This window comes from Bacillus cereus group sp. Bc031, from assembly GCF_027716265.1.
Taxonomy (GTDB): Bacteria; Bacillota; Bacilli; order Bacillales; family Bacillaceae_G; genus Bacillus_A; species Bacillus_A paranthracis.
Genome location: NZ_JAQFUL010000114.1, coordinates 1 through 12,792, shown reverse-complemented (window position 1 = coordinate 12,792; position 12,792 = coordinate 1). Strand labels below are relative to the sequence as shown.

Sequence of the window (12,792 nt, the reverse complement as noted above, 5' to 3'; positions counted from 1 at the left end):
CTACTCTCAAGTTTTAAAAAATAAGTCCGATGCCAAAAGGCATCGGACTTATTTTTTAAACTTGATGGCTATGGCCCGATATGGGCAGCTTATTGTATTTTTGCGTTTAGCGTAGGTTTTTGTAAAATGTTAGCGGTCCTCTTATTGCCATCAAGTAAAAGGTAGCTTCCTAAAAATGTATATGAATGCAATGTCGATAATATATATCCTGAAAATTGGTTGGTATATTCAAAAAGATATTTCTTTTTAACTACGTTAATTATTTATTAGAATATCTTTTTTAATTAAAATGAATTTTTTTGACAAAGGAGAATATAAGTATCTTTATAATGAGTAAATTGGATAAATAATATATGACTGTGTTTTATGCTAATTCATTCAGTTTTAAGCGATAGGAACAAGGGTTGCATGCGAACTGTAAAATGTTATCCATGTAAAATTATATCCGGTTAATATTTCTGAAAATATAAAAATATTAATTTTATAAATATACACGTTATAATGAGGGCGTCGAGAGAAATTTTATTATCTCTGGAGAAAATATAAAAAATGCGATTATTAGTAAGAAAGGTGTGTGATTAGAGGCGAAATGTATGTAAAGTACTTCAGTGGCTTGTGTAAGCAATATCATCGGTGCTACCGAAGTTATGAAAGTAATGGTATAGAATTGAGAAAGAAATGCCTCGCAAATGAAGAGAGGCCGGTTTAGCTAAAATTACTGTTAAAAGTAAAAAAGAGAAACCATTAAAGTAATACACTGTTATTAGAAATGTTGCAACGTATTTATGAAGTCTATTCCATATTGTTCTTTTAAGGGGTCTCTATATAAAGAGCGGATATTACGAGTAAACTTTTTTGTGAACGCTAACAATTATATTAGGACGCTAACTAGCGAATGTTTCAATTTGGATTCATTATGATGAAGGACATACAATGTGGGGCAACTTGTAAGGAATTCATTTTCCAGAAAGGGAATATTTGTTAGATGCAAAGAGAGATGCAGGAATAGATACAAGGGGGAGTTATTATATGAACGGGAATACTGCAAAGAAAATAGAAGTTCAAGCTGAAAATACCGCACTAAACAATGAGCAATATGCTGATCCGAAAAAGTGGCATAAGCAGGATACTACATGGGCAATCAGTCTATTTGGAACTGCAATTGGAGCAGGGGTGCTCTTTTTACCGATTAATGCAGGTTCAGGTGGTTTATTATCTTTACTGCTAATTACATTGCTTGCATATCCAGTTATGTACTACTCACATAGGGCGCTTGCTAAAATGATATACGCTTCTAATTCTGCTGATGAGGGGATCACAGGTACAATTAGAGAGTATTTTGGAAATAAAGCGAGTATCATTTTTAACATCGTATATTTCGGTTCAATTTATACAATCGTACTAATGTATTCGGTTGCGCTTACAAACACTGCAAGTAGTTTTATCGTGCATCAATTGCACATGCCAGAACCTCCAAGAGCAATTTTATCACTTGTATTAGTTCTTGGTCTTATCGCTATACTAAATTTTGGTCAAGATATTACTGTAAAGGTAATGAGTATGTTAGTGTATCCTTTCATCGTTTCTCTACTGTTTATCGCAATATCTTTAATTCCACAGTGGAATACGTCAATGCTTAGTTTTTCAGCTGTTTCAACTGCTTCAACAGGAACAGGCTATTTTGGGACGATATTGATGATTCTACCAATCATCGTATTCTCATTTAATCATTCACCTATGATTTCATCATTTGTTGTGAAACAGAGAGCTACGTATGGAATCGAAGCCACTGATGCGAAATGTGCGCAAATACAAAAGGTTTGTTATATTATGACATTCGCTGTTGTTATGTTCTTCGTTTGGAGTAGCGCATTGAGCTTGACTCCAGATGATATAAAAATGGCAAAAGAACAAAACTTATCAATCCTTTCATATCTTGCGAATGAGCTTAATTCACCTGTGATCACGATTGCAGCTCCAATCATTGCTTTTGTGGCTATTACAAAGTCTTTCCTTGGCCATTATATCGGAGCATTTGAAGTAATGCGTGACATGATTATTAAGTTTGGTAAATCACGTGGAAAAGATATTGAAGAAAAAACAATTAAGACAATCGTCCTTACTTTTGTTGTATTATCATGCTGGTTTGTTGCTTATACAAATCCAAGTATTCTTGGACTTATTGATTCTCTAAGTGGTCCACTAGTTGCTGCTATCTTATGTCTATTACCGATGTATGCGATTCAAAAAGTACCGGTATTAGCTAAGTACAAAGGGAAAATGAGTAACGTATTTGTTATTATTGTAGGTGTACTTACTGTTTTAGCAAGTATTAAGTCATTATTCTAATTCGTTTTTAACAACTCAAAAGAAATATAAGAGTATTTTGTAGATAAGAAAAGAATCTAGTATCGGCTAGATTCTTTTCTTTTTCGTTTGTTTTTATACAAAAATTTGATGGGCTTGCATTACAGCCATTGAGCAAAAAAGTTTGATATGAAAAATATTATTCTTTAGTACATACATTTTTAAGATGTTAAATATATTTCATAATAGTCTCTGTAAGATAGGGATAAGTAAAATAGTACTTTAAAGTACCTATAGCACTTTAAAGTGCGTACTTTTTATAATTTTGAATATCATTCATAATAGCGCCAGTAAGAAGAAAACAAGCTTTTCGGTACTAGTTACCACCGATGTTACAGCATTTTATTTAGAATCAAATTGATTGAAAGGTTGTACTATGTGGCCTAATAATTTCAAAAAATGCCGCAGTGGCATAAAACAATTATGGAGGTTAAAGATATGAGTTCTTCAAATTTAAATGAAATAAGTAAACAAATTTTAAAAGAGGAGGAAACACTTCAATTGACCTCTTTTACAAATGAAGATGCCTTGCAACTAGGTTTATTTATCGTGGAAACAGCAAAGCGAGAGGGTAAAGTGATTGCTGTTGATATAACAAAAAACGGTGTGCAATTATTTCATTTCAAGATGACAGGGACAAATGCGGAAAATACGAAATGGATTGAGCGTAAAAAGCGAGTCGTTTCCCTGCATGATCGTAGCTCGTATTATATGCAGATACAAAGTGAAATAACTGGAATTTCATATAATGAAAAATATCTTTTAGATACTTCAGAATATGCTGCGTTTGGCGGGTGCTTTCCTATCAGAGTAAAAAACTTAGGGGTTATTGGAATGATAACAGTATCAGGATTACCACCAGAAGAAGATCACGAATTGGTAGTAAGGGCAGTTAAAAATCATTTAAACCAATAGTTGTAGCTAGTGAATAAATAATTAATTAACTTTAGGGGGCAATACTATGCCATTAATTGAACTAAATACTTGGCCAACCATGTCAACAGAAGAAAAGAAGGAATTCATTTATAATGTAACGGAACTTACAATAACACGATTAAAAATTGTCCCTGACAAAATTCAAGTGTTGATAACGGAACTTGAGAAAGAAAATTGGGGGAAAGCTGGGGCGGTAGCAAGTGATGCTACCTTTGCTGAGAAAAGTAGGGTGTCCAATTGGGAGACAAAAGAGTCCTACGATACATCGTCTGGTAACGTTGATGGAATGGCTATTATTAAGATTGATATATGGAATACATTTGATCAAGAGACGAAGGATAAGTGGGTAAATGAGCTTACACAATTAACCTCTAAATATACGCATGCACCTTTAGATAAAGTGCTAATTCTTATTCGTGAAATGATTCCAGGAAACTGGGGGCAAAGTGGTGTAACGGGAGCCGATAAAGATTTCCTTTCCAAAAGTCGTACATTTTAATTGTTAAATAAAAAAGGCAAAAATGAACAAATTTCTGTTCGTTTTTGCCTTTTTATTATTTCTCTGTGGTAATGAGCATGACCTTAATATGTTTAAGTAATGTCCTCTAAAGTTCCCTCTACGGGAAAGGGTATTTCTTCATTTGAAAGTCTTTTTCATGGAATGTAGATTTCAATTTTTGAGCAAAATAAGCTAGGTTATATAAATGTTACTTTTTAGTACCTATAGTACTTTAAAGTACGTACTTTTTATTATGTTAAATATCATTCATAATAGCACATGTGAGAGGGAAACAAGCTTTATGGTACTAGTAATTAACTATGTTACTTTTTAGTACCTACAGCACTTTAAAGTGCGTACTATTCATTATGTTAAATATATTTCATAATAGTACATGTAGGAGAGAGACAAGCTTTACGGTACTAAAAAGTATCTATAGTACTTTAAAGTGCGTTCTTTAAAAAGAGAATGAAACCATTCATAATAGCGTTTGTAGAGATTAAATATATGTTTTGAAAGATAAAAAGGCCTTTTTATCGCACTATTATGATAAGAATTATAGGGAAGAGGGGAAATCAATTGAATTCATATACAGCATCGTCTGCAGAAGTTCAGACGAATCGAAGAAGTATATTTGCGTTATTAGCGCTAGCAATTAGTGCGTTCGGGATTGGGACAACTGAATTTGTTAGTGTCGGTTTATTACCATCTATTTCGGAAGATTTACATGTGTCGGTGACAACAGCTGGTTTAACAGTTTCTTTATATGCGTTAGGCGTAGCATTTGGTGCTCCAGTATTAACGTCGTTAACAGCTAATATGTCACGAAAAACGTTATTAATGTGGATTATGATTATTTTCATTATTGGTAACGGAATTGCAGCTGTCGCAACAAGTTTCACTGTATTACTTATTGCGCGAATTGTTTCTGCACTTTCGCATGGTGTGTTTATGTCAATTGGTTCAACGATTGCTGCGGCACTTGTACCAGAAAATAAACGTGCTAGCGCCATTGCCATTATGTTTACTGGTGTAACAGTTGCAACTATTACAGGAGCACCAATTGGAACATTTATTGGTCAACAATTTGGCTGGAGAACATCATTTTTAGCAATTGTAGTAATTGGAATTATTGCCTTAATCGCAAATAGTATTCTCATTCCATCTAATATGAAAAAAGGTGCGTCTGTATCATTCCGCGATCAGTTTAAATTAATTACAAACGGAAGACTGTTACTAGTTTTCATCATTACTGCATTAGGATATGGGGGAACATTCGTAACATTTACGTATTTATCTCCGTTATTACAAGAAGTAACAGGATTTAAAGCTAATACGGTTACTATCATTTTATTAGTGTATGGAATCGCCATTGCAATAGGGAATGTGATTGGCGGGAAATTATCGAATCATAATCCGATTCGAGCGCTATTTTACATGTTCTTTATTCAAGCGATTATATTATTTGTTTTAACATTTACAGCACCATTTAAGGTAGCGGGGTTAATCACAATTATTTTTATGGGACTATTCGCATTTATGAATGTTCCAGGGTTACAAGTATATGTCGTAATGTTAGCTGAACGATTTGTACCGAGTGCTGTCGATGTTGCATCGGCAATTAATATTGCGGCGTTTAACGCCGGGATTGCTCTTGGTGCTTATTTAGGTGGTATTGTAACGAATTCGTTAGGGTTAATTCATACGGCTTGGGTAGGCGGCATTATGGTAGTAGGTGCTGTTATTTTAACAGCATGGAGTATGTCATTAGAAAAACGAGATCAAGTAAAATAAAAGGAGAGAAAATATAATGAAAAACTTACAAAGTACAACAACATTGCATAACGGTGTAGAAATGCCTTGGTTCGGTTTAGGCGTATTTAAAGTAGAAGAAGGACCAGAACTTGTAGAAGCAATTAAATCAGCAATTAAGGCAGGATACCGTAGCATCGATACAGCTGCGATTTATGGAAATGAAGCAGCTGTAGGTGAAGGAATTCGCGCTGGTATTGAAGCGACTGGAATTTCAAGAGAAGAATTATTTATCACTTCAAAAGTATGGAACGCAGATCAAGGATATGAAGAAACAATTGCTGCATATGAAGAGAGCTTAAAAAAATTAAAACTAGATTATTTAGATTTATATCTTGTTCACTGGCCTGTAGAAGGGAAATATAAAGATACGTGGAGAGCGTTAGAAACGCTTTATAAAGAAAAGCGTGTACGTGCAATTGGCGTAAGTAACTTCCAAATTCATCATTTGCAAGATGTAATAAAAGATGCAGAAATTAAGCCAATGATCAACCAAGTAGAATACCATCCTCGTTTAACACAAAAAGAATTACAAGCTTTCTGTAAAGAACAAGGTATTCAAATGGAAGCATGGTCACCACTAATGCAAGGTCAATTATTAGATAATGAAACATTACAGGCAATTGCTGAGAAATACGGTAAAACAACAGCACAAGTGATTTTACGTTGGGATCTTCAAAATGGAGTAATTACAATTCCAAAATCAACGAAAGAACACCGTATTATTGCAAATGCTGATGTATTTAACTTTGAATTAACGAAAGAAGATATGGAAAAAATCGATGCGTTAAACCAAAATCACCGCGTTGGTCCAGATCCTGATAACTTTGATTTCTAAGATTAAAGAATGAGTAAAAAGAGTGCAAAGTTGCACTCTTTTTTATTTTCTATTCAATAAAATGTTTCTGTTTATTTGATTAGCGTTTATATAATGGCTGTTGAATTGCTTTTGGCTATGTAGAGAACTTACTCTAAGACAGTATTAAAGTTTGACATGTAATCATGCATTCTATAATATGTATGCTATAGCATGTATATTGTAAGTTATTTGGAGGTGGCATATGGACTTATATGAGTGAACAGGGTATCTTGTTCATCGCACTGATGTGAAATTAACAAAATATTTAATGTAAGTTTTTAATCACATATTGATTATAAATTTTATCTTTTATATGCTATAGCATATAAAATTCGCCTCTTAAATTGTAATGGCGAAAATTTAAATAATACAGTAGATATATTATGAAACGAGGAGGAGATTTTAGTTATGGAAAAATTCATATTAGCGTTTGATAGAGAGCTTGTAATTGCAGAAAAAAAAGGCTCAACATGGAGTGTCCAATCACAGTTTGTAGGTGCGAATCCAGTTGCGTTAGCTTTAGATCCATACGATCCAGAAAGAATGTATTGTGGTACTTTTGATAGGGGATTATGGAGAAGTAAAGATGGGGGAAGTTCATGGGAAGCGATTGGTACGTTACCTTCCTTCGGTGAAGTTTTCCCGGCTAATGCCATTCATATGAGAGCTATTACAGCAGTTGCTGTATCTCCAGCAAAGGGAGATGACGGTAACGGGATCGTATATGTAGGAACTGAACCGAGCGCAATGTTTGTATCTAAAAATGGAGGAGACAGCTTTGAACTGCTAACGGATTATCGACAAATGCCATCGTATTCATCATGGTTCTTTCCGCAACGAACATATACGCACCACGTAAAACATATTGAAATTGATGCTAATAATCTAGAAACTATATATACAACGATTGAGGTCGGGGGATTAATTAAAAGTGTAGATGGTGGTAAGACATGGACTGAGGAAAAAGAAGGGAACTACCCTCAAGATATTCACATTCTTACATCACATCGCAATGCTCCAAATCGTTTATACGGGGTGTTAGGTGATTCATTCTTGAAAGAACCAGGTCACGAGTATGCGGAGAGTAATGATGGAGGTAAGACGTGGAACTATATGTGTAGTGGGCTAAAGCATCATTACGCATACCAAATGGCAGTTAATCCAAATGATCCAGAAAATATTATTATCGCGACATCTTCAAATCCACACGTAGCACACGATTACAATAATGGAAATTGTGAATCATTTATTTATAAGAAAGAAAAAGATCAGCCTTGGACAGAAATGAATGCAGGTTTACCAACTCCTAAGGGCACAATCATACCAGTATTAAAGGCAACAAGTGATGGAACGTTCTATTTATTTAGTAATAAAGGGGTTTATAAGTCGGTAGATGGCGGTTCAAATTGGACGTCATTAGATATTCCATGGGAGAACAGATTTATGGAACAACATCCCTATGAGATGTTAATTATTAAATAAGTAACGAGTATAATTTTTACAACTATTCATTAAGTATGGTTATTTGAATTGAATTTGAAAATGTAAAAAGCTAGGTAATGCGTTATTCGTGTTACCTGGCTTTTTTGACTATCAATTTAAGGTTAGTTTCATATTTGTGTAAATATGAAACACGTAGAATATCTGAATGGAGAATGGGTAAAATAGTACCGAATAATGTTATAAGGCTTTTTAGGGAAACTGAAGAAAGCAGTGTGTTTAGATTTAGAATGACTGGCAATGGGTGTTAAGAAGTTCAATGATTTAAAAATGAACTCTTTTAAACGCATATTATCTATGAGATGTATGATTTTGAAGAATATTAAAACTCAGGAGGAATTGAATTATGACAAAAGATTTCTATACTGCACTGAAAGAAAGACGTACTTACTATGGGATTAATAAAGAGGTAAAAGTATCGGATGAAAAAATTAAAGAAATCGTGGAGTTTGCTGTGAAATATACTCCATCTGCTTTCAATTCTCAAACTGCGCGATTAGTTGTATTATTTGGTGAAGCTCATGATAAACTATGGGATATTACAACTGAAACATTAAGAAAAGTAGTAGGAGATGGAGATTTTTCAGGAACGCAACAAAAAATGGATTCCTTTAAAGCTGGTTATGGAACAGTACTATTCTTTGAAGATGAGTCTATCGTTAAATCGCTTCAAGAAAAATTTGCTGCATATGCTGAAAACTTCCCAATTTGGTCACACCAAGCATCAGGTATGCACCAATTAGTCGTGTGGACAGGTTTAGAAGCAGAGGGATTAGGAGCATCTTTACAACATTATAATCCATTAATTGATGATGAAGTAAAAACAGAATGGAACGTTCCTGCTAATTGGAAACTCATTGCACAAATGCCATTTGGTAATCCAACGGCTGCACCAGGAGAAAAAGAATTCCAACCACTTGAAGAGCGTGTGAAATTTCATAAGTAATAAAGTGAAACTTTAATTAGTAGTGGTCTTAGTGTCCGCAAATAGCGGGGGAAGCTATCTGTATTGTGAAAATAAAACTGTTTAGTTACAAAAGTTTCTTCGTTCTTTTTATTAAGCGAGTATGTATGAATAAAAAGTGTTAGAAATACTATTTTAATCTTTAAAGGGAAAAGGTGATCGTTTTGATCACCTTTTTTTATTTCTTGCATTTTATTTATTAAAAAACGCTAATTTTTCATAAATGGCTGAAAAACTAGCGTTTTAACCATAGGTATTTGTAATTTGATTACTTAAAACTATATACGAAAAAGCTTTTATATTATTCCTCAAGCTCTATCCATTCCTGTGACCATTCTTCTATTCCGCGAATAATAGCTTCTAAAGCAAATCCTTTTTGAGTTAAAGAATATTCTATACGAACTGGTGTCTCAGGAAAGACTTTACGTTCTACAATTCCTTCCAGTTCTAATTCTTTCAATCTTTCTGAAAGTAATCTTCCGCTAACAGGAAGAGAAGATTCAAGCGTACAAAAGCGCTGAGGTCCAGAGAAAAGTTGGTAAATAATGAGTGCTGTCCATCGTTGACTAAAAAATTTCATTCCTTTTTCAAAGCGAGGGCATAATGTAGAATCATTCATTTTCCTTCACCTCCTAAAATAAATTATATAACATATTACTGTTAGTAACAAATGTTTTTATAATTAATTACTTGACGTAAATTTATTACAAATATATACTAACTTACATAAAGTAACTAAGTAGTTTTATGTAACTAAAGTTCTTTTCTTTAAATGGCTAAAGTTGTGATGGTACATATTGCATATAAGCTGAGAGAAAAAAGAATATCATCTGTAAAAACACTTACGTTGTGTAAGTTAAACAATAAAAAATATAACGATGGAAGAGGATTTTTAGAGATTCTCTATACTAGGAGGTACCTAATGGTTACAACAGATACAATTCATATGTTAGAAGATAAAATTCAATTTATACATCAAGATGGAAAGGATATTTATTTAGTAGGTCCTATTAAATTGCCAATTAATTTATATGGGGAGACTAAAGTTTTCCAATGGTATTCTTGGTTACAATGTAGTGAGGGTACAAATAGTGTAGAAGGGATTATTGAAAAACTTTCATCTATTAATTTAGCTGATATGCAGCAATCTAGTGTGCTTGTATATGGTGATTTTGAGAATTCTGAAGATGCCCTAATTCGTATGCATAGTATTTGTCACACGGGTGATATCTTTGGGAGTAAACGTTGTGACTGTGGATTCCAATTAAAGCAGTCTTTACAAATGATTTCAGAACATGGTTCAGGTGCTTTATTTTACTTAGCGAATCATGAAGGAAGAGGGATTGGCTTGTTTAGTAAAGCGATGACGTACCTCTTGCAAGAAAATGGATTAGATACAGTAGAAGCTAATCTGAACCTAGGTTTTGAAGATGATGTTCGAAACTATGATGATACAATTGAAGTATTAAAAGCACTACGCTCAAAACCTGTAAAACTTATTACAAATAATCCGAAAAAATTAGAAGCGTTACAAAACGCGGGATTAAATGTTACGAGCCGTGAACCGTTATGGGGTGATGTCTCAGAGTTTAATGAGAAATATTTGCAAACGAAGATTCAACGTTCTGGACATTTTGAAGGGGGACACTTACATGCTTGAGCATGAATTGTATATGAAGCTAGCATTAGAAAATGCCAAGGCTATGAAGGGACAAACCACTCCTAATCCATTGGTTGGATCTGTAATTGTAAATGATAACCGAATTGTAGGGATTGGAGCACATATGAAGGCTGGAGAACCACATGCCGAAATACATGCGATACGTATGGCGGGAGAACAGGCCCGTGGAGGTACAATCTATGTAACTCTTGAACCTTGTTCTCATCATGGAAGAACAGGCCCTTGTGCAGAAGCAATTGTACAAGCAGGTATTAAGAGAGTAGTAGTTGCTACACTTGATCCAAATCCACTTGTTTCTGGACGTGGAATTAAAATTCTACAAGATGCAGGTATTGAAGTACTTGTAGGAGTGTGTGAAGAAGAATCTAAAAAAATGAATGAAGTCTTTAATAAATATATTTTGACAAAGCGCCCATTTGTAACGATTAAATCGGGTGTTACATTAGATGGGAAAATTGCTACTTCTTTATCGGATAGTAAGTGGATCACATCTACAGAGGCAAGACAGGAAGTACACCAAATACGAAATGAAAATGCAGCCATTTTAGTAGGAGCGAATACTGTACAAAAGGATAATCCATCATTGACAACGCGTATTCCAAATGGAAGAAATCCAATTCGCGTAATCTTGGATTCAACATTACGCATACCAATGGAAGCTAACGTTGTTACAGATGGAGAAGCCCCTACCTGGATATTTACAACAAATAATCATGCAGCGGAAAAAAAGAAGGCATTAGAAAATGCAGGAGTCAAAGTATTTGTTACTAGCGGAGAAAAGCATATAAACTTATATGAAATGCTTGATGTTTTAGGGCAAAAAGGAATTTCCTCCCTGCTTATTGAAGGTGGTGGAGAGGTAAATGCTTCGTTTATTGAAAATAAATTGATGGATAAACTTATATTATATGTCGCACCAAAAATTATTGGGGGCAGATTGGCGCCTAGCTTTGTAGAGGGGACTGGTATTACTAAAATGCAAGATGCGATTGAATTTAAGGATATATCATTTACCCAGGTTGGAAAAGACTATAGATTTATTGGCTATCCAGAATATCGGAAAATATAAGGAGAATAAAAACTACTTATATTTTTCGATAGATGGATGGCAGAATGGAGCGATGAAGAGTGAAGTTTGGATTTGATATCGATGATACGTTAATTGATTTAAGGCAGCATGCTTTTCATTTATATAATAAAAAATTAAACAAAAAAATAGGATTGGATATATTTCATTCTTTAAAAACAATTGAAATTCATGAAGCATTTGGCATGACTTCGGAGGAAGGCAGTCATATGTGGAATAGTTTGCTGGATGAAATTTATTATACTTCTTGTTCACCGTTTCCGTATGCAGTAGAGACATTGCAAGAATTAGAAAGACAGGGACATGAAATTTACTATATAACGGCGCGACCTAAAGAGCATGGAGAGCAAACAAAAAATGGTTAATAGAAAAAGGTTTTCCAGTACATGAAGATCGCTTTTTCTATGGAATGAAGGATGAAGAAAAAATACACTTCATACAAGAAATAAAATTAAACTATTTCTTTGATGATAAGCCGGCAGTCTTAGAAACGTTAATAGGAAAACCGATAAATGTGTATGCAAAAACTACTTCTTACAATCAACATCTCAACATCCCGTGTATTACAAATTGGACGGAGTTAGGAGATATTATAAAGAAAGATATGTAAGGATTTAACTAGAAAATCAAATAGAGCCAAGACATAGAATTAATAAATTAAAAAAGTTTAGGTATGGATATTATCCAGAAGAAAATTGACTTTTTATGAGTAAAAAGATTCTAGTTATGAATTCAATGACAGGTGTAGCAATATGTATATTTCAAAAAACACGAAGACTTTTAAGTCTTCGTGTTTTTTAATTCATATCTGAAAGAGAAGAAATAAAAGTGTGAAATTGTATGATATTTAAATAGATAATGCTAATTATTTATATATGCAAAATTACATACGTATAATGATTGATAATCACGAGTTAATGTAACTATAATAATTACACTGATAAGTAACTTACTGACGACAGTTATAAGTGAAGAAGGAGGGTTTTATTGTATTTTGTATATAAAAAATAGAAAAGACCTGCGGTAGTATGTCAACTGAAAAACAACAGAATTTTTAGTTATCAAAGTACTATTTATTTAAAAAAGA

10 protein-coding genes and 1 pseudogene are annotated in these 12,792 nt (G+C 33.7%); 10 read left to right on the top strand and 1 reads right to left on the bottom strand.

From position 1 onward, the window contains the following. The first annotated feature begins 1,029 nt into the window (after nucleotides 1-1,029). From PDQ33_RS26320 to PDQ33_RS26290, 7 genes are all read left to right on the top strand, one after another. The gene (locus PDQ33_RS26320) at nucleotides 1,030-2,349 is read left to right on the top strand and encodes an aromatic amino acid transport family protein (protein WP_270756873.1); all 1,320 of its coding nucleotides are present in this window, start codon (nucleotides 1,030-1,032) and stop codon (nucleotides 2,347-2,349) included. Nucleotides 2,350-2,766: 417 nt separating this feature from the next. Further along, nucleotides 2,767-3,282, top strand: a complete 516-nt coding sequence (locus PDQ33_RS26315) for a heme-degrading domain-containing protein (RefSeq protein ID WP_142243303.1) — start codon at nucleotides 2,767-2,769, stop codon at nucleotides 3,280-3,282. A 46-nt stretch (nucleotides 3,283-3,328) separates the two neighbouring features. After that, nucleotides 3,329-3,802, top strand: a complete 474-nt coding sequence (locus PDQ33_RS26310; protein ID WP_061131033.1) for a tautomerase family protein — start codon at nucleotides 3,329-3,331, stop codon at nucleotides 3,800-3,802. Nucleotides 3,803-4,381: 579 nt separating this feature from the next. Beyond that, nucleotides 4,382-5,596 (top strand): MFS transporter, encoded by a 1,215-nt coding sequence (locus PDQ33_RS26305; protein ID WP_061131032.1) that lies wholly within the window; start codon nucleotides 4,382-4,384, stop codon nucleotides 5,594-5,596. Nucleotides 5,597-5,612: 16 nt separating this feature from the next. Further along, nucleotides 5,613-6,452: an aldo/keto reductase gene (locus PDQ33_RS26300; protein ID WP_000793581.1), complete on the top strand. Its 840-nt coding sequence runs from the start codon at nucleotides 5,613-5,615 to the stop codon at nucleotides 6,450-6,452. A gap of 429 nt (nucleotides 6,453-6,881) precedes the next feature. Further along, nucleotides 6,882-7,955 carry a WD40/YVTN/BNR-like repeat-containing protein gene (locus PDQ33_RS26295; RefSeq protein WP_061131031.1) on the top strand — a complete coding sequence of 358 codons (1,074 nt, stop codon included), beginning with the start codon at nucleotides 6,882-6,884 and terminating at the stop codon, nucleotides 7,953-7,955. Nucleotides 7,956-8,319: 364 nt separating this feature from the next. After that, the gene (locus PDQ33_RS26290; RefSeq protein ID WP_061131030.1) at nucleotides 8,320-8,919 is read left to right on the top strand and encodes a nitroreductase family protein; all 600 of its coding nucleotides are present in this window, start codon (nucleotides 8,320-8,322) and stop codon (nucleotides 8,917-8,919) included. Between the two features lie 319 nt (nucleotides 8,920-9,238). Here the strand turns inward: PDQ33_RS26290 and PDQ33_RS26285 are convergent, their stop codons facing one another. Then, nucleotides 9,239-9,556: a winged helix-turn-helix transcriptional regulator gene (locus PDQ33_RS26285; RefSeq protein ID WP_001000102.1), complete on the bottom strand. Its 318-nt coding sequence runs from the start codon at nucleotides 9,554-9,556 to the stop codon at nucleotides 9,239-9,241. Between the two features lie 303 nt (nucleotides 9,557-9,859). Here PDQ33_RS26285 and PDQ33_RS26280 point away from each other — a divergent pair, with 303 nt between their 5' ends. The 3 genes and pseudogenes from PDQ33_RS26280 (at nucleotide 9,860) to PDQ33_RS26270 (ending at nucleotide 12,315) form a co-directional block, all read left to right on the top strand. Further along, on the top strand, nucleotides 9,860-10,597 hold the full coding sequence (locus PDQ33_RS26280) for a GTP cyclohydrolase II (RefSeq protein ID WP_076875556.1): 738 nt from the start codon (nucleotides 9,860-9,862) through the stop codon (nucleotides 10,595-10,597). Next, nucleotides 10,590-11,687, top strand: a complete 1,098-nt coding sequence (ribD, locus tag PDQ33_RS26275; protein ID WP_061131029.1) for a bifunctional diaminohydroxyphosphoribosylaminopyrimidine deaminase/5-amino-6-(5-phosphoribosylamino)uracil reductase RibD — start codon at nucleotides 10,590-10,592, stop codon at nucleotides 11,685-11,687. The genes PDQ33_RS26280 and ribD overlap by 8 nt, the downstream gene beginning before the upstream one ends. A 59-nt stretch (nucleotides 11,688-11,746) precedes the next feature. Next, a pseudogene (locus PDQ33_RS26270) lies at nucleotides 11,747-12,315 on the top strand (5' nucleotidase, NT5C type). Nucleotides 12,316-12,792: the final 477 nt, after the last annotated feature.